19 protein-coding genes are annotated in these 19,158 nt (G+C 67.8%); 9 read left to right on the forward strand and 10 right to left on the reverse strand.

The features are described 5' to 3' along the window. The first annotated feature begins 434 nt into the window (after positions 1-434). The gene (locus V1318_RS18000) at positions 435-1,367 is read left to right on the forward strand and encodes a 5'-nucleotidase, lipoprotein e(P4) family (protein WP_332941119.1); all 933 of its coding nucleotides are present in this window, start codon (positions 435-437) and stop codon (positions 1,365-1,367) included. Positions 1,368-1,615: 248 nt separating this feature from the next. Here V1318_RS18000 and V1318_RS18005 read toward each other — a convergent pair whose 3' ends face one another. The 4 genes from V1318_RS18005 to V1318_RS18020 are packed head-to-tail and all read right to left on the reverse strand — an operon-like array spanning position 1,616 to position 6,251. Then, complete coding sequence (locus V1318_RS18005) at positions 1,616-2,629, reverse strand: spore coat U domain-containing protein (protein ID WP_332941120.1); 1,014 nt, start codon at positions 2,627-2,629, stop codon at positions 1,616-1,618. Then, a complete protein-coding gene (locus V1318_RS18010; RefSeq protein WP_332941197.1) occupies positions 2,626-4,980 on the reverse strand; it encodes a fimbria/pilus outer membrane usher protein in 2,355 nt (784 codons plus the stop codon). The genes V1318_RS18005 and V1318_RS18010 overlap by 4 nt, the downstream gene beginning before the upstream one ends. A 4-nt stretch (positions 4,981-4,984) precedes the next feature. After that, complete coding sequence (locus V1318_RS18015; RefSeq protein WP_332941121.1) at positions 4,985-5,737, reverse strand: molecular chaperone; 753 nt, start codon at positions 5,735-5,737, stop codon at positions 4,985-4,987. A gap of 13 nt (positions 5,738-5,750) precedes the next feature. Continuing rightward, the gene (locus V1318_RS18020) at positions 5,751-6,251 is read right to left on the reverse strand and encodes a spore coat U domain-containing protein (protein ID WP_332941122.1); all 501 of its coding nucleotides are present in this window, start codon (positions 6,249-6,251) and stop codon (positions 5,751-5,753) included. 322 nt (positions 6,252-6,573) lie between these two features. Between V1318_RS18020 and V1318_RS18025 the strand changes: the two genes are divergently transcribed. Both V1318_RS18025 and plsB read left to right on the forward strand, forming a co-directional pair. Then, positions 6,574-7,482 carry a hypothetical protein gene (locus tag V1318_RS18025; protein ID WP_332941124.1) on the forward strand — a complete coding sequence of 303 codons (909 nt, stop codon included), beginning with the start codon at positions 6,574-6,576 and terminating at the stop codon, positions 7,480-7,482. A gap of 314 nt (positions 7,483-7,796) precedes the next feature. Next, positions 7,797-10,574 (forward strand): glycerol-3-phosphate 1-O-acyltransferase PlsB, encoded by a 2,778-nt coding sequence (gene plsB / locus V1318_RS18030; RefSeq protein WP_332941125.1) that lies wholly within the window; start codon positions 7,797-7,799, stop codon positions 10,572-10,574. A 63-nt stretch (positions 10,575-10,637) separates the two neighbouring features. On the opposite strand, the gene V1318_RS18035 is transcribed toward plsB, so the two are convergent. Then, positions 10,638-11,459: a DUF4198 domain-containing protein gene (locus V1318_RS18035; protein WP_332941126.1), complete on the reverse strand. Its 822-nt coding sequence runs from the start codon at positions 11,457-11,459 to the stop codon at positions 10,638-10,640. A gap of 107 nt (positions 11,460-11,566) precedes the next feature. On the opposite strand from V1318_RS18035, the gene V1318_RS18040 reads away from it, so the two are divergent. The 3 genes from V1318_RS18040 to V1318_RS18050 all read left to right on the forward strand — a co-directional run bounded on the left by V1318_RS18040 (position 11,567) and on the right by V1318_RS18050 (position 14,159). Continuing rightward, positions 11,567-11,797, forward strand: coding sequence for a hypothetical protein (locus V1318_RS18040; RefSeq protein WP_332941127.1), 231 nt, complete (start codon positions 11,567-11,569; stop codon positions 11,795-11,797). A gap of 290 nt (positions 11,798-12,087) precedes the next feature. Next, positions 12,088-12,318, forward strand: a complete 231-nt coding sequence (locus tag V1318_RS18045; protein ID WP_332941128.1) for a hypothetical protein — start codon at positions 12,088-12,090, stop codon at positions 12,316-12,318. A 536-nt stretch (positions 12,319-12,854) separates the two neighbouring features. Further along, the gene (locus tag V1318_RS18050) at positions 12,855-14,159 is read left to right on the forward strand and encodes a hypothetical protein (RefSeq protein WP_332941129.1); all 1,305 of its coding nucleotides are present in this window, start codon (positions 12,855-12,857) and stop codon (positions 14,157-14,159) included. On the opposite strand, the gene V1318_RS18055 is transcribed toward V1318_RS18050, so the two are convergent. The 5 genes from V1318_RS18055 to V1318_RS18075 all read right to left on the reverse strand — a co-directional run bounded on the left by V1318_RS18055 (position 14,097) and on the right by V1318_RS18075 (position 16,383). Further along, positions 14,097-14,639 (reverse strand): hypothetical protein, encoded by a 543-nt coding sequence (locus V1318_RS18055; RefSeq protein ID WP_332941130.1) that lies wholly within the window; start codon positions 14,637-14,639, stop codon positions 14,097-14,099. The two genes, V1318_RS18050 and V1318_RS18055, sit on opposite strands and share 63 nt — an antisense overlap. A gap of 74 nt (positions 14,640-14,713) precedes the next feature. Beyond that, complete coding sequence (locus V1318_RS18060) at positions 14,714-15,337, reverse strand: hypothetical protein (protein ID WP_332941131.1); 624 nt, start codon at positions 15,335-15,337, stop codon at positions 14,714-14,716. Beyond that, positions 15,334-15,891: a hypothetical protein gene (locus tag V1318_RS18065; RefSeq protein WP_332941132.1), complete on the reverse strand. Its 558-nt coding sequence runs from the start codon at positions 15,889-15,891 to the stop codon at positions 15,334-15,336. The genes V1318_RS18060 and V1318_RS18065 overlap by 4 nt, the downstream gene beginning before the upstream one ends. Positions 15,892-15,993: 102 nt before the next feature. Beyond that, positions 15,994-16,203: a YdcH family protein gene (locus V1318_RS18070; protein ID WP_055907361.1), complete on the reverse strand. Its 210-nt coding sequence runs from the start codon at positions 16,201-16,203 to the stop codon at positions 15,994-15,996. 9 nt (positions 16,204-16,212) lie between these two features. Then, positions 16,213-16,383, reverse strand: coding sequence for a hypothetical protein (locus V1318_RS18075; protein WP_332941133.1), 171 nt, complete (start codon positions 16,381-16,383; stop codon positions 16,213-16,215). Positions 16,384-16,449: 66 nt separating this feature from the next. Here V1318_RS18075 and V1318_RS18080 point away from each other — a divergent pair, with 66 nt between their 5' ends. The 3 genes from V1318_RS18080 (at position 16,450) to V1318_RS18090 (ending at position 18,825) form a co-directional block, all read left to right on the forward strand. Next, positions 16,450-16,782, forward strand: a complete 333-nt coding sequence (locus V1318_RS18080) for a hypothetical protein (protein WP_332941134.1) — start codon at positions 16,450-16,452, stop codon at positions 16,780-16,782. 156 nt (positions 16,783-16,938) lie between these two features. After that, positions 16,939-17,868, forward strand: coding sequence for a tRNA 2-thiocytidine(32) synthetase TtcA (gene ttcA, locus V1318_RS18085; RefSeq protein WP_332941199.1), 930 nt, complete (start codon positions 16,939-16,941; stop codon positions 17,866-17,868). A 51-nt stretch (positions 17,869-17,919) separates the two neighbouring features. Continuing rightward, entirely contained in the window at positions 17,920-18,825 is a 906-nt protein-coding gene (locus V1318_RS18090; protein ID WP_332941136.1) for a recombination-associated protein RdgC, read from the forward strand. The last annotated feature ends 333 nt before the right edge of the window (positions 18,826-19,158 follow it).

Below are 19,158 nucleotides of genomic sequence, written 5' to 3' on the forward strand. Positions count from 1 at the left end.
GCTAGCCCTTCTCTTTGGTTACTTTCTCTTGGGCTAGCAAGAGAAAGTGACCCGCACGCGCAGCGGGCGGAAGCCGTGACCTTCGTGACCACCACGCACAGCAAAGGCAAAAGCAAATCCTCCCCAACCCGCCCGGCCAGCAGGCATAGCCGCTGTCGTTCAGCCGCGCACGAACCTACGGTTCGAAAACGCACGGCTTCACCCCTTGATAAAGGAGGGAGCCAAAAGCAGGAGAAGGTGACCAGCTGACACAACAGCCGGAATTCGCGGTCGCGGCTCGCGCCGCTCCTACAGGGAGCCCGGCAAGAGAAAGTGGCCCGCACGCGCAGCGCTTGGGAGATCGCCGCGACCCGGCCAATCCAGCCACCGCCCCACGCATAACCCCGCCACACGCCTCGGCTACACTGCTGCCCTTTCCCAGCCCCGGATCGCGCATGCACACCCGCGCCCTCACCCTGTCCGTCCTCGCCTGCGCGCTCGCGCTGGGCGCCTGCAAGCGCACCGAACCGGCCGCCAAGCCGGCCGAGCCGGCGGCCGCCGCCGCTCCCGCGACCGCCGCAGCCGGCGCCACGTCCGCCGCAGCTGCCGTGCCCGGCGCCGACGACAACCTCAACGCCGTGCTCTGGGTCCAGACCTCGGCCGAATACCGCGCCGCGACCGAAACCGTCTACCGTGCCGCCGCCGACAAGCTGGACGTGGCGCTGAAGCAGAAGAACTGGGACGCGCTGGTGCCCGACGAACGCGGCAACGCCGCCACCGGCCTGGCGCCGGCCGTGGTGATGGACGTGGACGAGACCGTGCTCGACAACTCGCCCTATCAGGCGCGCCTGGTCCGCGACGGCAAGCAGTACGACGAAATCACTTGGGACGCCTGGGTCGCCGAGAAGAAGGCCAAGCCGCTGCCGGGCGTGGTCGATTTCGCCAAGGCCGCCAGCGCCAAGGGCGTGACCATCCTGTACCTGTCCAACCGCGCCGAGCATCTGCAGGCCGCGACCATCGCCAACCTGCGCGCGGTCGGCATGCCGGTGAAGGACGACAGCGTCTTCCTCGGCCTGGGCACCTTCGTCGAAGGCTGCGAACAGAACGGCAGCGAGAAGAATTGCCGGCGCAAGCTGGCCGGGCAGAAGTACCGCGTGCTGATGCAGTTCGGCGACCAGCTCGGCGACTTCGTGCAGATCGTGGCCAACACGCCGGACGGCCGCAGCCAATTGCTGGAGCAGTACCACGACTGGTTCGGCGAACGCTGGTGGATGCTGCCCAACCCGACCTACGGCTCCTGGGAGCCGGCGCTGTTCAACAACGCCTGGGACCAGCCGATCGAAGCACGGCGCGCCAGCAAGCGCGCGGCGCTGAACGTCGCGCCCTGAGTCGACACCTCGCTTATGACATCTCAGCAGAGATTTTACATTTAAAATCAATAACTTATTTTGATCTATTTCAGGTATTGCATTAAGTTAACGGGGGACGTAGTCTGCTCCCGTCCGGCCTCGGCCGGAGCCATGCCACAACTCGAAATCCCGGCTTCGGCCGGTTTACAAGGAGGCCCAGCGCCTCCTTTTTTTATGCGCGCGGCAGTCACGTCAAGCCGGTTGCGCCGGTTGCACGTAGCGGGCGATCAGTACGTCACCGTCACCGTGATGGTGTCGCTGTAGCTGCCGATGTTCGGCGCTTGTGCGCCGACCCGGCCGTAGACCGGCAGCGACTGCGCCGCGCCCGTCCCGGTGCCGGCCAAAGTGTCGCTGCCCAGGGTATTGCCCCAGCGCAAGCTGCGCGGGCTGTCGCGATACAGCTCGTAGACGACGAATTGGCCGGCGCCGTTGCGCATGCGCCGCGTCGTGCCGCTGGCGTGGAGGCCGTTGTTGAGGCCGATCTGCCAGGCGGTGCGGCCGCTGCAGACCAGGCCGATCGACGTGGCCTGGTCCACGTTCGCGGCGATCGGCCCCGGCACGTTGCCGAAAGCGAGGCTGGGTACCGGCTTGGGGGTGAGCGTGCAGCTATTGGGCACCGAGCCGTTGACGGTGAAAGGGAACTGGCTGGAGGCGCCGGGGCTGCCGCCGGAGATGCATGAGGCCGGCATCGGCGGGGTGCCTAGCAGTTGCTCGTCATAGCGGAACTCGATCAGGGTGTCGGCGGCGGCGATGAAGCGATTGCTGTAAGTGCCGGCGTTGAGCCCAGTCTGCGCCGGAATGCGGCCATACAGGGTCACGTTCTGTGTTTCGCTGCCGCCGAGCACCGGCACGGCATAGGTGAATTGCAACAGCACCGGGTTGGGCACCGTGGCATCGCCGCGCGAACCCCAGATCGCCGTGCGCGCAGCGTCGGTATAGAGCTGCATGTTCATCGGATCGCCGAAACCGTTGACGAGGCGGCGCGGGTTGAGCGTGCCGCCGCCGTCGGTGCCGCTGCGGATGCTCACGCACATGTTGACCCTGGCGTTGGCGAGCAGCGACAGGCCGAAGGTGTTGCAGGTGACGGTGAGAGTCGCAGTGGCGTCGGTGACACCGCCGCTGGTCGGTGCGAACGTCATGCCGGTCATGCTGCCGTTGCAGGTGGTCGCCGCCTCTGCGGAGCGCGCGAACAACAACAGCACCGACATCAGGCACAAGGCCGCGGCATGCGGGAGATTCATGGCGATACCTGCCTCTGGCAGATCAGCGGCCCGATGCGCGGCACGCCGCCGCCGGCCGGATACGCGAAGCGCACGCTGCAGGCGCCGTCGGCTGTGTCGACGCGCACCGTGTTGAGCTCCTGCAAGGCGTCCAGATAGGTTTCGCCGTCGTAGCCGACGACCGCGCTCGCGCCCGAGTCCAGATGCACGCGGCTGCCGACCGGCAAGGCCTGGCCGTTGGCGTCGTGCAGCACGAGCACCGCGGCGCGGACTTGCTCGATACCGAAGCGCACCAACGTGCCGGAGCGGTCCTGCGGCGTGGCCTGGACCTCGACCCGGTCCAGGCGCAGATCGGCGGGCAGTTCCATCGGATCGATGCCGATGCGGTTGCGTTGCCAGGCATTGAGCGGCGTCACCAGCAGCATGCCGTCGCGATCGGTGCGGCCGATCGGCCGGTTCTCCAGCAGCACCGGCACCTCGGCGCGGCCGGTCGAAACCACCGCGAACGCGTCGCTGACGTTGCGCGCGGCGAAGGCATGGCCGCCCATCCACACCAGCGAGCCGCTGGCGCTGGCATAGCCGTAGTCGTTGTCGCCCTGGCGGGCGAAGCCGAGGTTGTAGCGACCGAACGAGGTCAGCCAGCCGACTTCGGCCAGGCCGCCCTCTTCGCCGTCGCCGCCGCGCGCCTGCAGGCGCCAGCCGAAACCGCCGTCGCCGGGCATCGGCCGGCTCAGGTCCAGCACCGCTTGGTCGCGATCGCGGTTGCGTTGCAGCGAAGCGCTGACCTGCAGGCGGCGATCCTCGCGGCCGTAGTCCAGGTGCATCGAGAAGCCGAGGTAGACGTTGCGATCCTCGCCGCGATCCAGATTCTGGTTGTAGGACAGGCTCAGCGTCGCCCCGCCCTTGAAGGTGCGAGTCCAGGTGGCGCTGCCGTAGCGGGCCGGTGTTTCGTCGCGATGGATTTCGTCGCGATAAACCAGGCGCACGTAACTCAGGCCCAGGCTGCCCAGGCGGCCGTCGTTCCAGCTCGCCACCGCGCGTTCGCTGATCCGCGCCGGGCCAAGGCCGTAGCGCGAGGCGACATCGCGGTACTCGCCGTGCGTGCGCTGGGTGTCGGCGGCCAGGTTGAAGCGGCCGTTGCTCCAGTTGTAGGCGGCGGCGTACAGCCAACCGGAGTCGCTGCGGTCCTGGCCGTGCGTGAGCGAAGCGCCGAATACGCCGGCGCGCCCGAGCAACCAGATCGCGCCGAGCCCGCCGTTGACCACGCCATCGCCGCCTTCGGCGTGCGCCTCCAAGGTGAACTCGTCGCTGACGCCGTAACGCAGGTCCGCGCTGGCGAGCAGTTCGCTTCCGTACGAGAACGAGCGCAGCGCATAGTCCTCGCGCGCCATGCCCAAACTCAGCGACCAATCCGACAAGCCCTTGGCGAGCAGTTGTTGCGCGGCATAGAACGGAAAGTCGAGTTGGCGGCTGCGGCCGAAGGCGTCGGTGACGATCAGTTGGGCATTGCCGGCGCCGGTGATGCCCGGGACGGTCGCGAGCTGGAACGGCCCCGGCGGCAGTTCGCCGCTGTATTGGCGGATGCCGTTGACGTACAGGTCCACCGCCGACGGCACCGCGACTTCGCCCAGGAAGGTGGGCAGCGGCGTGGTGATGCGATACGGCTGCAGGCCGAAATCGCGGCCGATGCGCACGCCGCCCAGGCGCAGGGGCCGGGTCCAGTCGAGCTGGCCGCTGATCACATCGCCGACGGTCACGCTCACCATCGAGGCTGGCGACGACCAACGCCAGCTGCTGTCCAGGCGCACCGAATCGGTCCGCCGCGGCTCGTCCTGGCTGCGATGGCTGCGCGTCACCGCGGTCTGGCTGAAAACGCCGGCGCCGAGACCGAAAGCGCGCAGTTCGGCGAAGGCGCTGATGCTGTCGCCGCGGTCGTCGCGGCTGGCATAGAAGTCGTAGTTGAGCAGCACGCCGGGCGACGCGGACGCGGTGGGAATATCGACGCCTGGCGTGTTCAGGCGCGTGATCGCCAAGGACAGCAACGACAACGGCGCGTCGATCGCCACGCGTTGCAAGGAAGCGTCGTAGCGCACGCTGACGCCGGCCAGGCTGTCGGGCGCCAGCGATTCGCCGTCCGCATGGCCCTCGAGGACGAAGCCGATCTGGCGCAGGGTCGCGACGCTGGCGAACAAACGGCCGTCGCGCAGCTCGAACGGTTGCGGCGTGCCGTAGGCGGTCTGGTTGAGGCTGACTTCCAGGTACAGCTGCAGCGGCGCGGCCGCGGTGCCGGCCTCGCCGGCATCGGCCGCGATCAACGGCGGCAGCTCCGCCCCATGGCCCGCCGAGGATGCCAAGAGCAGGCCGGCGAACATGGCTTCAGCGAGCCGGCGGGTCCAGCGCCAGGGTTCGCTCGATCGATTCGCCATTGACTCTCGCCTTGAGCGTGCCGGGACCGCGCAGCAATTCGGCCGACTCGGTCAGCGGCCAACGCATGCGTTGACCGGCCAGGGCATAACCGAGCAAGCCCGGCGCGATCGCATGGCGGCCTCCCCGCGCGTCGACGAAGGTCAGGTCGGCCAACTGCGCGTGCTGGCTGCCACGGTTGTGCACGGCCAGGCGCGTCTGCGCGCCGTCGAACTGCAGTTGCGCGCGCAGGTCCGGTGCGATGGTCGCGTCCCCGATCGGAGCCAGGAACACCGGCACCGAGTAGCGCAGTACGAACTGCAGACCGGCCTGTCGTTCCCGATCGCCGGGCGGCAGCTCGTCGACGATCAGCCGGTACGCTTCCTCGGCCGCGGGCGGTGCGCCCAGCCGGATCACGCGTACCAACTGACGCGCGCCCGGCGCCAGCGCAAGCATCGGCGGACTGGCCGCCAGCGCGCGCGTCGCCTCGAAACGTTCCTCGCCGTTTTCCTGGGTCCAGCGGAACACCCGGATCTGGGCATGCAGCGGCTGGTCGCCGGTGTTGCTGAGCCACAGGCCGTCGGCGCGTTTGCCGGCCGGCAGGGTCAGGGAAGTCGGGGTGACCTGCAGACCGGCCGCCATCGCCGGAGCCTGCGCGAACACGCCCGACAGGGCCGCGACGGCGAGCGCGGCGCGAACGGCATGCGCGAGCCAACGGCCGCTCACTCCTACGCTCCGCTCAGTAGGTCACCGTGGCGGTTACCACGTCATTGTAAGTAGCACTGGGAAAGTTGGCGCTCGGCGTTCTGCCGTATACCGGCAGGTTCTGCGCCGCACCCGTGCCGCTGCCTGCCAGGACGTTGCCGCCGCCGCCGACGGTACTGCCCCAGACATCGCCCGCACCGCGCGCGGCGGCGCGATAGAGCTGATAGGGAACCTGGTTGGTGCCGTCGCTCATCGCCCGGGAGTCGACGTCGGCGCCGTTCTGGCCGTTGTCGAGCGCGATCGTGTAGGCCGTGCCCGGCGTGCAGTTCACGGTCAGCTGGCCCTGCTGGTCGACGTTGGTCGCGGATGAGGCGACCGAACCGAAATTGACGTCGGTGGCGGCGACGGTGTGGATGTCGCAAACGCTGGTGATCGTGATGGTGACGTCGAACTGGGTGCTGTCGTCGGCGGCGTGGGCGGGCACGATGCCGGCCACGAAGAGGGCTGCAAGCAGATGACTCGGGGAAAGACGCATAGATCGGTGCTCCTTGCGCTGATCGCGTGCTGACGATCCGGCGTCTTGCCGGATCTGGCTTGTTTACTGACGCATAAAACGTGCCATAGCGGCAACGTAGCTGGACATGAACGCACACACGGTGATCGCGGTCACGAATACGCGCGGAGACCTGTTCAGCTCAATTTCCGTGAACCGTCACAGTTTCATCTTCGCGCTGAAAATTAGGACTAGTAGACGCGATATGTCAGCTATGGCGCTTTCTGAGCGCCCCCGGCCGACGGCTTGTGTCGGCCCGGGCGCACGGCCAAGATGCCAGTCCGCGACTGGGGAGCCGCCACCGATGTTCACCGCCCGACGCGCCCTGGCCGCGTTGCTGCTGATCGTCGTCGCCTGCGGCGGCTGCGATCGCGCGCCGCCGACCGGCCACGACGCGCCGCCCAAGCTGCCGGCCGAGGCGGTGCAGCAGTTGGTGCGCGACCTGCGCCGCAACGATCTGGCCGGCTATGCGCGCCATGCGGTGCCGCCGGTCCTGCACGACCGTCTCGAAACCGCCTGGCGCGAAGGCCGCACCCTCTGGCCGCTGACCGAGCTGCCGCTGGAAGACCGCCTGCCCGGCTTCCTGCAGGCCCTGGCCGCACCGGGCGCGGAGAAGAAACTGCAGGCCGTCTACCAACGCCAGTTCGCCGGCGCGCACGCCGAACTGCGCTCGGCCGCCGCCACTTTGGGCCTGTTCGCGACCCAGTACGTGCGCAGCGAGGGCGACTACAGCGCCGAAGAGCGCGACCACTACGCCCAACTGATCGGCGCGATCAGCGCCTGGGGCCAGCGCGCGCCGTTGGGCGATCCCAAGCGCGCCCGCATCGCGATCCCGCAGCTGGCCGCGGCCGCGCGCCAGACCGGCCTGACCGGCCCCGACGCGCTGTCCATCACCGGCATGGACCGCAGCCTGGAACGGCTGGGTCCGTTCTTCGGCCGCTTCAAGCAGGTGCTGGTCGGCTATGGGCTGGATATCGACGCCAGCCTGGACCGGGTCGAGGCGACCCTGGCCGAACAGACCGGCGACAGCGCGCGCGTGCGCATCCGCTACACCATGGCCGGTCAGCCGATCGATGCCTATGTGCGGGTCGAACGCCACGACGGCCGCTGGTACCTCAGCGACGTGCTGCGCCACGCCGAAACCGAAGCCGCGCGCAGCGTCAGCGCGCGCAACGCCGACTCGCGCGCGCCGGTCGCCAAGACCGCGCCCTAGCGCGGGCGCCGCGCGCCGCGTCCGATCGGGGCGGCGGCACGCGGGATGCCGCCGCATCCGCGCAAGCAGCCCCAATCCGAATGGGCATAATGGCGCCGATGCCGAAACAAACGCCCCTGCCTTTCCCCGACGCCGCACCGGCCCGTCCGGACGACGCCCCGCCCAGCGCGACCCCTGAAAGCGAGCCCGCGGCCCAGGCCACCGCGCCCGGCTCCGCGCCCGCCGCAGACTCGACCGCACCCTCAGCCGACACCGCACAGAATGCGGAAGGCGGCATATTCGGCGCCGATGTCGGCGCGTTAACGGACGAATCTGTGCAGAACCAGAATTCAGCCACCCCGCCCGCCGACCCGGTTGGCGCTCCGGAATCGTCGGCCACCGCCGGCGACGCCAGCCCGGCCGCGCACGCCGCCGACCCGGCCCTGCCCGAGCACGCCCACGCGATCGAACCCGAGCACGACCCGTCCCAGCCCGAGCTGCCGATGCCGCCGCCGGCGCCGTCCGCGGCCGAAGCGCGCCCGCTGCCGCCCGCGCGCCGGCCCTGGTGGGCCAAGCTGCTCGGCCGCCTGATGGCGCCGTGGGTGCAGCTGACGATCGAGCCCAAGTCGCCGTCCGAGCACGTCGCCGAGGAATGGAACGGCCGCCCGGTCTGCTACGTGCTGGAAGACTACGGCCTGTCCAATGCCCTGATCCTGGAGCGCGCCTGCCGCGAGAGCGGCCTGCCTTCGCCGCTGCAGCCGCTGCCCGGCGATCCGCTCGGGCGCAAGCGCGCCTACGTGGCGCTGTCGCGCCGCAACGCCGGCGGCACCCTGGCGCCGCTGCAGTCGCTGGGCGAATCCCTGGGCGGCGCCGCGCCGCAGCCGCCGCCGGCCAAGACCCATTCCGGCTCGCTCGCGCGCCTGCTCGACGCGCACCGCGCCGATCCGGAGCTGGACGTGCAGCTGGTGCCGGTGTCGATCTTCGTCGGCCGCGCGCCCGACCGCAGCACCGGCTGGTTCTCGGTGCTGTTCTCGGAAAACTGGACCCTGGTCGGCCGCTTCCGGCGCCTGCTGGCGATCCTGCTCAACGGCCGCCACACCCTGGTGCGGTTCTCGCCGCCGGTGTCGCTGCGCGGCATCGTCGCCGAGGGCCTGCCCGCCGAACGCACGGTGCGCAAGCTCTCGCGCGTGCTGCGCACCCACTTCCGCCGCATCCGCGCCGCGGTCATCGGCCCCGACCTGTCGACCCGACGCCTGCTGGTGGATCAGGTACTGGCCTCCGAACCGGTCAAGGACGCGATCGCCGACCAGGCCCGCCGCGACAACAGCTCGCCGGTCGACGCCTGGAAGAAGGCGCACGCGATCGCCTACGAGATCGCCGCCGACTATTCGCACCCGGTGGTGCGCTCGGCCAGCTTCCTGCTCACCCCGGTGTGGAACCGCATCTACCGCGGCGTATTGGTCCACCACCTGGACAAGCTCAAGCAGGAAGCGCCCGGTTTCGAAGTGGTCTACGTGCCCTGCCACCGCAGCCACATGGACTATCTGCTGCTGAGCTACCTGCTCTACACCAAGGGCATCGTGCCGCCGCACATCGCCGCCGGCGCCAACCTCAACCTGCCGGTGGTCGGCACCATCCTGCGCAAGGGCGGCGCGTTCTTCCTGCGCCGCAGCATCCGCGGCAGCGCGCTGTATTCGGCGGTGTTCTCCGAATACGTGGCGCAGCTGGTCGCGGGCGGTTATTCGATCGAGTACTTCATCGAAGGCGGGCGCTCGCGCACCGGCCGGCTGCTGCCGCCCAAGGGCGGCATGATCGTGATGACCGTGCGCGGCTTTCTGCGCCAGCCCACGCGGCCGGTGCTGTTCCAGCCGGTCTACATCGGCTACGAGAAGCTGATGGAGGGCAACAGCTACCTCGACGAGCTGTCGGGCAAGCCCAAGGAAAAGGAATCGATCTGGCAGCTGCTGTGGGGCATCCCCAAGGTGCTGCGCTCCAACTACGGCCAGGTGGTGGTGAACTTCGGCGAGCCGATCCGGCTCAACGACGTGCTCGCCGAGCACGCGCCGGAATGGGATGGCCGCCCGGTCGGCGAGGACGACAAGCCGCAGTGGCTGTCGGACACCGTCGCCGCGCTGGCCGAGCGCATCCAGGTCAACGTCAACCGCGCCGCCGACGTCAACCCGATCAACCTGCTGGCGCTGGCCCTGCTGTCCACGCCCAAGCACGCCATGGGCGAGGCCGACCTGCTGGCCCAGATCGCGCTGTCCAAGACCCTGCTGGCCGAGCTGCCCTACTCCGACCGCGTCACCGTCACCCCGCACACGCCGCAGGAAATCGTCGCCCACGGCGAAGAGATCAACGTGCTCGAGCGCATCGCCCATCCGCTCGGCGATGTGCTGGGCGTGGACGGCGAAGACAAGGCGGTGCTGCTGAGCTATTTCCGCAACAACGTGCTGCACCTGTTCACCGGCGCCTCGTGGATCGCCTGCTGCTTCCAGCACAACCGCCGCATGAGCCTGGCCGGCGTGCTGCGCCTGGGCCGCAGCGTGTATCCGTTCCTGCAGGCCGAGCTGTTCCTGCCCTGGACCGAGGACGAGTTCGCCCAGCGCCTCACCCTTACCGTCGAAGTGTTCATCCGCGAAGGCCTGCTGGAACGCGTGAGCGAAGACGACGGCGGCATCCTGGCGCGCAACGCCGGCCAGACCGACGAAGTGTTCCGCCTGCGCGCGATCGGCCACTCGCTGCAGCAGGCCTTCGAGCGCTACTACATCGCGATTTCGGTGCTGGTGAAGAACGGCGCCGGCACCATGTCGGCGGGCGAACTGGAAAGCCAGTGCCAGCTCGCCGCCCAGCGCCTGTCGCTGTTGTACGCGCCGGCCGCGCCGGAGTTCTTCGACAAGACCCTGTTCCGCGGCTTCATCCAGAAGCTGCGCGAACTCAAGCTGGTCTGGCCCGACAGCAACGGCAAGCTCGCCTTCGACGCACGCCTGGACGCCTGGGCCAAGGACGCCAAGGTCATCCTCGGCCGCGAACTGCGCCACACGATCGAGAAGATCAGCCCGGAGATGGCCAAGCCGGTGGAAGCGCCGGCGCCGGTCGCGACGGCGCAGTAAGGCGCCGGATACTCCGGACGCTGGCGACGACCGCATTGCGATCGTCGCCGGCGCGGCGCGCCCTCAGGGTCGAGACTTCGCCTCGGGCAGGTTGACCTCCAGCGCCAGCGATGCGTTGTCGCTCTCCCACATCGCCGCGTCGATCTTCTCGTGGACCGTCACGAACAGCAGGTACAGGCCTGCCTGCGCCGGGCGGAACGCGATCTCGCCGGCGGCGTCCGCGCGCAGATTGCTCTCACGCACGTTTTCGACGTCGTACAGGTCTCCGATCCGGTGCGCCACGTAGTGTTCGTTGTCGGCCACCACCACCATACGCGCATGCGGAACCGGCTTGCCGTCGCGCAGCACCCGCAGGCGCAGCTCGCCGCCCAAGGCCAGGCGATTGGGCGACGACAAGGGGATGATCTCCACGCCTTCGTTCATCGGTCGCGGCGTATAGCCGGGCTCGCCTTTCGCCAGGTAGACATCCGCACGGCTGGCGTACTTCAGCGAGGTGGCCACGCCCTGCTTGCGCGCGATGTCGTCGGAGAAATAGAGCTTGCCTTCCGCGGTTTCGACGGCCTTGTAGGTCGGGCCCGGACGCACGCCGGTGCTGATCCGGTAGGTACCGTCGGACGCCAGCACCGGCTCCAGGTAGACCGCGCCACGGGTTTTCGCGCTGGCCTTGATCGGATCTCGCGTGCCGTCCGGCGCGGTGATCGAGAAGTTCGGCGAGTCCATCGCGAAGTCGGCCTGGAACGGAAACTCCGTGAAGGCGGATTCGACCTGCACCCGCGCGTTGAGCACGTTGAACTGGTTGGGCTTGAGGAACGGAACGTGCGCGCTAGCGGATGCGGCGGCAAGGCACAGGGCCAGGCCACCGAGGGTGGTCTTCAATCGGGTCATGGGGGATCCGGAATAGGGGCGGAATCGCGCCGACGATTCTAGTCCGGCGGCAGCGCAGGCACGATGCGACTTGCTAGGATGCGCCGTCGTCACCGAGGAAGGACCCGATGAGCGTTTCCGCCGCCAGCCCAGCCTCCGCGGCCTCCATGCAACTGCCCGTCGAACGCGCATGGCTGGAGATCCCGCTGCTCAGCGCCCGCCTGCTGTGGCGGCACTGGCCGGTGCTGGCGTTCTGGTTCTTCGCCCAGCGAGTCTGCTACGACCTGTTGATGGATCTGGCGGTCAAGCTCGACGAGCGTTCGATGCTGAAGCGCAAGGACCAGCACGCGCAATCTTAGAATCGAATGGCACGCAAACACTCTTTCCTCAACCGAGATGCATAGTAAGCCGACTCAGCTGCTGGGCGTCAGGCTGCGCGTCACCTGGCCGATGATGCGCTTATTGCATGTGGGATTTTTCGGCTGCTGCTATATGTTGACAGTGCAAGTAGTAGGTAACGCCACAACTCAGATGCCGAAACGCATAAAAAATGTGCATGCACTTCTCGATCACTGACCATTTTACTGACCGACGTGTTGGTTGTGATACAACTCGGAACTTCAGTTCATCAGTTCATAGGACGTCGGCAATGAAATTGGCAAATGTCTTTTTGGCGCTTGCGCTGACCTTTTCCCTTGGACAGGCTACCGCAGCTGACCTCATTAACGTCAACGTTGCGCAGCTAATAGAAGAGTTGGCGGATCTCGAGCAAAAGTGCGCGACTAGCTGTAGCTCTGCGGACAGGGCACGCATCGAATCGCTTAAGCGCTTACTTCAAGACCTCCTTGTCGAGGAGCCGAAAGACGGTGGCGGCTGGTAGTCTTACTTCGCTTGCCAAGCAGAACGAAGCAGCTTTCAGCCCTGCTGTCGCCCTGCCCAATTAGCCCCGTCACTCAGGGCCGGCTCGCCGGGAAGCAACACGCTTTTCAGGCGCGCGATACAGTTTTTTAGGTGCGTCGGTCGCCGGCACCGGCTACAGGAGAGCAGCCCGCCGGATTTTCGCGCTGGCCTTGATCGGCCCTCGCGTGCCGTCCAGCGCGGCGATCGATAAGTTCGGCGAGTCCATCGCGAAGTCGGCCTGAAACGGACTCCGCGAAGCGGATTCGACCCGCACGCGCTCGTTGAACGGGTTGTGCTTGAGGAACGGGATGTGCGCGCCGGCGGAAACGGCGGGCAGACACCGGGTCAGGCCGCCAGGGCGGTCTTCAGTCGGGTCACGGGAGGGATCCCGAATATGGGAGACATCGCAACGCTGATTCTAGTCTGCGGCGGCGCAGGCACGACAGGGCTTGCTAGGATGCGGCGTCGCCACAGAGCAAGGATCCGATGAGTGCTCCCTCCGCCAGCCCGGCCTCTGTGACCGCGCACCTGCCCGTCGATCACGCGTGGCTCGAGATCCCACGGCTCGCGGCGCGCCTGCTGTGGCGGCACTGGCCGGCACTGCTGTTCTGGTACTTCGCCCAGCGCGTGGCCTACGACCTGTTGTTGGACGGTGCGATCGCGCTGGCCGAAACCAGCGTGTTGCTGTCTTACGCGGCGATCGCGCTGCTGATCGTGACCCAGCTGGCGGGCACCATTGCCATGTTCCTGGCGCTGCGACCTTCGTTGAACAGTCTCGCCACGCATGGGCGCACGATCTCGGCTGCCCCAAGCCAGCCTTGGCTCGATGCGCTTGCGGTTGCGCTGCTGCCGTTCTTCGCCTACTACGCAAGCTGGGGTCTGCTCGAAGGCGTCAAGCGCGATTTCGCGCTCAACTATATTTTCGGCGTGTCTTTCGAGCATCGCGAGAACTTCAACGACGTGCTGCAGCTGCGCGGGCTGTGGATCGCGTTGCTGGTGGCCTGGGTGGTGCGATACTTGGCCAAGCGCCGCGCCGCGAACAGCGGCCACGCTGCGTGGACCGTTCTGGCCACGATCTGCGAAGCCTACTGGGTGTTCGTAGGCGTCGCCGCGATCGCCAAAGGTCTGGCCTGGGTCAAAACCTGGTGGCAGGCGCGGGTGATCTACGCCGCGATCGCCGACTGGTGGCAGAACCCGTTCCTCGGACTGTTCTCGCTGGCGCCGATCAAGCGCGCACTGGATCCGGCCTGGGACCTTCTGTCCACCGCCGCTGGCGCCGTGGTGATGCCGCTAGTGTGGTTAGCGATCGTCGCCATCTTCTACGGCCTGGATCTGCGTCGCCGGCAACGCCTGGACGGCGCCGACGCGCATCTGCACCAGGTCGGCACGCGCTATCGCAGGCTGCATCTGGTATGGCGCACGTTGGCAGACAAACTCAGCGCCGGATGGACCAGCAAGGGCGTGCCCGTAGTCAACAGCCTGCGCCTGGTGCTGCGCGCCGGATTGCCGGCATTGCTTACCCTGTGTCTGTGCTGGCAGCTGCTCGCCTACGCCGACGCCGCGGCCTGGCGTGTGGCGGTTCATCTGATTGGCGCACACGATTGGCAGACCTGGAACGTGATCGGCCAACCGGTGTCGTTGCTGTTCAACGGCCCGATGTCGGTGCGGCCGGCGCTGTTCACTGAGCTGTTGCGCGTGGTCCTGCTGGCGGCGACCTTCGACCGCGCGATCGCGCGCTTGGGCGGCCGGCCGATGCGACTACAGACTGAAACGCAGGTAATGCCCGGAAGGTTGGACGCCCGACGCCGGCGGCAGCAGTAGTTCAGCGCGCAATTCACGTTCGGGTTGCGCCGCCGGAACCAAGTACAGATGACGGAAGCGGAACGGCCGGTCGGCACGCGCGCGCACACGCTCGAAGTCGCGCCCCAGACGCGAACCGCAGCCGTTGCCGAGCTCGTCGCGCGGCCCGAGCAGCCGCGACAGCGACGTCGACCCCGCACGCCAGCGGCGGCCGTCGGCGTGCGATAACCGGCTCTCGCAGCGGTCAAGCCGATCCGAAAGCGCCGTGGCCCCAGGGATCACCTCGTAAGTCACCGCCAGCAAGGATGCCGGCGCGCTGAGGTAGCCGGCAGCGCCAGGCTTGAGGCCGTCGACACGGCGTACTTCGACCACGCGCCAGCGCGAATCCTCATAGTCGCCCCAATCGCCGGCCGCTACCTCGATCGCGTGTTGCGGCGCGCGCCGCTCCTGTTCGCGCAGCGCGCTGCGATAAGGCAAGGCGAACGCCAGCGAGCCGAGCACCAGCGCACCCAGCAGCCAAAAGCCGTTGCGGCGCAGCCAGCCGCTCGCGGTGGCATCCGTGGGCGAGTTCGTATTCATCGCAAGTCGAGCACCGGTTTGGCTTCCTGCAACAGACGCTGCGTCTTCGGTCCGTCGAGACCGAGGTCGATGTCGATCAGATGGTCCATGGGACCCGGCGCCAGCGGACCCCAGTAGAACTGCAGGTGCGCGCCATGCAGGCGATCCGACGGCACGTCGAAGAAATAGCCGCCGGTGCCGCGTAGTCCGGTCGCGAGTTCCTGGCCGTTGAAGTTACTGCCCGGTAGCTTGGGACGGCTGCTGCCACTGGCCAGATAGACCAGGCCATCGCGTGTGCGAAGCTGTGCGCCGATGTAGCCCGGCTCCTTCAGCGCTTCGGCTTCGGTCAGCGCCGACAGCCAGATCCCGTCGGGCTTGAGCATGCGCGGCTGCGGATGCAGGTAGTCGCCACGCACCAGATAGGCGCGCGCCAGGCGTATCCGCTTCACTTCTATCGCGAAGTTGCGCGCCTCCACCCTCTGCGCTATAGCCCCGGGCAACGTCAGCGGCGCGAGCTTGGCCTCGTAATCGGGCTCGGCTTTGCGCAGATAGACGATCGCGGCCAGCGTCAGCAACGAGGTCGCGACCAAGGACCACCGAATGGGCAAGCGGCGCGCGCTCGGCTCGGTGCGCGCGTTCATGGCGTCGCCGTCCCGGTTCGGTCGTCCACGGTCAGCAGCAGTCGGGTGTCGGGCTGTTGCTGGATCCACGCGGTTTCGCCCGTCAGGTAGGTGCGGGCGACGTAGTCGCGTCGGTAGGTGCCCCAGGCGGTACCCGGCGCCAGGCGCTCGCCGGCACGCAACTTCCAGACCAGATCGAGCGTAGTCGGCAGGCGCGGCTGCAGGGTCACGTCGAAGCCATGGTCGTCAGCGCGCAGCAACACGTCGGCACGACGCTCGCCGGAACGGCCATCGGGAAGCCAGACCAAGTCCTGCTGTAAATAGGCGATCGCGGCGATGCCGCTTTCGGTGAGGTTCTCGGCGCGTAACTGCAGTACCAGGTAGCGCTGACCGGAGCGGTCCGGCGGGCGCCCCGGCTGCGCGTCCGTTAGCCACGCACGCAACGGCGTGAGCGCTAGCGCGCCGGTGTCCACGCGCGCGCCGGCACCAGACTGCGGATGCTTCTGCGCCGATTGAGCTCGGCCGAAGCCGCCCAACGCGGCGGTGACCAATGCGGTCAGGGCCAGGGCGACCACCGCGGTCCTCGTGGCGCGATGGCGCCACAGCGCCTGCAATTGCTCGCGGTCCCGTCCCTGCCCTGTCATGCGCGATCGTCCTGGATCATCCGTAGCCTCGGCTCACGCCGGCTCGTCGGGAATCAACGCGCTTTCCAGGCGCGCGATGCAGTCCTTCAGCCATAGCTTGCGCTTCTTCAATCGTTTGACCGTGAGTTCATCGGCGTCGGTGTCCTGGGCCAGGCGGTCGATGGCGGCATCCAGGTCGCGATGCTCCAGCCGCAGTTCGGCCAGCTTGCGTGCTATTTCGGCGGGATCGTCGCTTTCGCTCATGTGCTGAGCTTAACGCGCGACGATGGCGTCGCCATATCTCCTTGAGCCGTCGCTTTCGGTGTCGACATCGAGGCGCCGTAGCGCATGCGTAAAACCGCTGTGGCCATTACGCGCCCAAGCCGGCTCGGGAGGCGCGGGCCGGCCGCTGTCCGGCGCCTGAATAGTAAAAATTTCGTTCATATTTAGTTAGAAGATCGTTTGCCTATCCTGCAGCCGCGGATCGCCCGCACACCAAGGAGAGGTCTGATGGATCGGTTTTCGAATCGCCTGGTTCTGATATCCGCTTTCGCGTTGCTCGCCTGCACCTCGCCGCTGGCCGCGGCCAAGAACGTGGTCATCCAGGGCGAGCGCGGCACCCGCTGGTGTTGCCCGGACGGCAAGAAAGGCCCCGACTGCAAGCAATTCCCGGCCAGCGTTCCGCTGGGCGCCGACTGCAAGCTCAATATCGCGATCGTCCCCGACCCCAGCATCACCCCAGCCCAGGCGCCCGTGCGCGACAGCCACGAGCTGACGCTGAAGCCGGTGGCGGAGGAGAGCCCGGCCCCGGTTCGCGGCAGGGAAGCACCCGCGCGCAAATGATCGCTCCCGCCGACCGCCTCGCAGAACGGGCGGCGGCTTTCGGCGGCAGGCGTCGGTTTTGCCGCCACGACGGCGCGGTCCACCGCGCCGTTCGTTTGTGCGCGGACCTGTCGCGGCCCAGGCTCGGATCGCAGCCGCCCCATGGCTGCCCGTAGAATGGACGGTCTGATGAGCACCGTCCTGCCCCTAGCCGAACCCCTGCGCCACGTCCGCGCCGACCAGCGTCGCGGCCACCAACATCAGCGCCTGGCCAAACGCCTGCGCCACCAGGTCGGCCGCGCGATCGCCGACTTCGGCATGATCGAGGACGGCGACAAGGTCATGGTCTGCCTGTCCGGCGGCAAGGACAGCTACACCCTGCTGGACATCCTGCTGCAGCTGCGCAAGAAGGCGCCGGTGCGGTTCGAGCTGGTCGCGGTCAATCTGGATCAGAAGCAACCCGATTTCCCCGAGCACGTGCTGCCGGCCTATCTGGAATCGGTGGGCGTGCCCTACAAGGTCCTCGAGCAGGACACCTACTCGGTGGTGACCCGGGTCGTGCCCGAGGGCAAGACCATGTGCTCGCTGTGCTCGCGCCTGCGTCGCGGCGCCCTGTACAGCTACGCCGAGCAGGAAGGTTTCACCAAGATCGCGCTGGGCCACCACCGCGACGACCTGGTCGCGACCTTCTTCCTCAACCTGTTCTTCCACGCCAAGCTCAGCGGCATGCCGCCCAAGCTGCTGTCGGACGACGGCAAGCACGTGGTGATCCGGCCGCTGGCCTACGTGCGCGAGGACGACATCGCGCAGTACGCCGCGGCGCGCGAGTTTCCGATCATCCCTTGCAATCTGTGCGGCTCGCAGGAGAACCTGCAGCGCAAGCAGGTCAAGAAGATGATGGACGTCTGGGAACTCGAGAGCCCGGGCCGGATCGAAACCATCGCCCGCGCTCTGGGCGATATCCGCCCTTCGCAGCTGTCCGATCCCAAGCTGTTCGATTTCCTCGCCCTGGGCCGCCTCGGCCAGTCGCCGCTGCCGGACGCGCACGCGTGGCTCGCCGGCGAACCGCACGAACCGGAAACGGGCACCGAGCCTGCGGCCATGTAAGGCCCGGCCGCGGTTCGGCTCCGTTCCCCTTCCTCACTTTTCGGGACTTCGATGTTCTTTCGCAATCTGACGCTGTTCCGCTTCCCGACCACCACCAAACTCGACGAACTCGAAGCAGGCCTGGAGGAGTGCAAGCTCAAGCCGGTCGGCCCGCTGGAGCTGTCTTCGCGCGGCTTCATCTCGCCCTTCGGCCGCGACGCCGAGGCCATGTCGAACCGCATCCAGGACGCGATCTGGGTGAGCGTCGGCGGCGAGGACCGGCTGCTGCCGGGCTCGGTGGTCAACGACATGCTGGCCAAGAAACTGGCCGAGATCGAGCAGAAGGAAGGCCGCAAACCCGGCAGCCGCACCCGCAAGCGGCTCAAGGACGAGCTGATCGTCGACCTGCTGCCGCGCGCCTTCATCAAGCCCAGCCGCACCGACGCCCTGCTCGACCTGGAGCACGGCATCGTCGTGGTCGACACCTCCAGCCGCAAGAGCGGCGAGAACGTGGTCAGCGAGATCCGGCGCGCGCTCGGCAGCTTCCCGGCGCTGCCCTTGAACGCCGAAGTCGCACCGCGCTCGATCCTGACCGGCTGGCTCGCCGGCGAGCCGCTGCCCGAAGGCCTGAGCCTGGGCGAGGAATGCGAGCTGCGTGATCCGATGGAACAGGGCGCGGTGGTCAAGTGCCAGCGCATGGAGCTGCAGGGCGACGAGATCAACAAGCATCTGGAAACCGGCAAGCAGGTCACGCGCCTGGCGCTGAACCTGGACGACCACGTGTCCTTCGTACTCGGCGAGGACCTGGTGATCCGCAAGTTCAAGCTGCTCGACGGCGCCGTCGACACCCTGGAGAACACCGAGCGCGACGACCTGCGCGCCGAGCTCGACGCGCGCTTCGCGCTGATGAGCGGCGAGGTCAAGCGCCTGTTCAACGTGCTGGAGCCAGCGTTGAAGTTGAGCAAGGCCGAGGCCTGAAGCCCGCGGCGCGGATCGCCTGTTTGGGTACGCAACGCCCTGCGCATTGAAAGGCCCTCTCCCGCTGGCGGGGTGAGGGGCAGCGCTTGCGAGCCATCGGCTCGCGCTGCGCCGAACGCCCGATCGCCAGGCGATCGGGCCGGGGTGCGGGTTGGGGTGAGGGTCTGCACGCGAGCGTGCAGCTCCGACCTCGCACGCTACCCTCGGCCGCCCTGCGGGCCCCTTCTCCCGCAAGCGGGAGAAGGGAAATCAAACGCCTTGCGCATCGAGAGCCTCTTTCCCGCTGGCGGGAGCGAGGATCGGCCTTGCGACGGAGCAAGGCCGCGATCGCCC

Source organism: Lysobacter sp. CCNWLW3, from assembly GCF_036697405.1.
GTDB lineage: Bacteria > Pseudomonadota > Gammaproteobacteria > Xanthomonadales > Xanthomonadaceae > Lysobacter.

Coding starts and splice junctions, on each gene's coding strand:
- V1318_RS18000 (WP_332941119.1), top strand. CDS start 435: ATGCACACCCGCGCCCTCACCCTGTCCGTCCTCGCCTGCGCGCTCGCG.
- V1318_RS18005 (WP_332941120.1), bottom strand. CDS start 2,629: ATGAATCTCCCGCATGCCGCGGCCTTGTGCCTGATGTCGGTGCTGTTG.
- V1318_RS18010 (WP_332941197.1), bottom strand. CDS start 4,980: ATGTTCGCCGGCCTGCTCTTGGCATCCTCGGCGGGCCATGGGGCGGAG.
- V1318_RS18020 (WP_332941122.1), bottom strand. CDS start 6,251: ATGCGTCTTTCCCCGAGTCATCTGCTTGCAGCCCTCTTCGTGGCCGGC.
- V1318_RS18025 (WP_332941124.1), top strand. CDS start 6,574: ATGTTCACCGCCCGACGCGCCCTGGCCGCGTTGCTGCTGATCGTCGTC.
- V1318_RS18035 (WP_332941126.1), bottom strand. CDS start 11,459: ATGACCCGATTGAAGACCACCCTCGGTGGCCTGGCCCTGTGCCTTGCC.
- V1318_RS18040 (WP_332941127.1), top strand. CDS start 11,567: ATGAGCGTTTCCGCCGCCAGCCCAGCCTCCGCGGCCTCCATGCAACTG.
- V1318_RS18045 (WP_332941128.1), top strand. CDS start 12,088: ATGAAATTGGCAAATGTCTTTTTGGCGCTTGCGCTGACCTTTTCCCTT.
- V1318_RS18060 (WP_332941131.1), bottom strand. CDS start 15,337: ATGAACGCGCGCACCGAGCCGAGCGCGCGCCGCTTGCCCATTCGGTGG.
- V1318_RS18070 (WP_055907361.1), bottom strand. CDS start 16,203: ATGAGCGAAAGCGACGATCCCGCCGAAATAGCACGCAAGCTGGCCGAA.
- V1318_RS18075 (WP_332941133.1), bottom strand. CDS start 16,383: ATGAACGAAATTTTTACTATTCAGGCGCCGGACAGCGGCCGGCCCGCG.
- V1318_RS18080 (WP_332941134.1), top strand. CDS start 16,450: ATGGATCGGTTTTCGAATCGCCTGGTTCTGATATCCGCTTTCGCGTTG.
- ttcA (WP_332941199.1), top strand. CDS start 16,939: ATGGACGGTCTGATGAGCACCGTCCTGCCCCTAGCCGAACCCCTGCGC.
- V1318_RS18090 (WP_332941136.1), top strand. CDS start 17,920: ATGTTCTTTCGCAATCTGACGCTGTTCCGCTTCCCGACCACCACCAAA.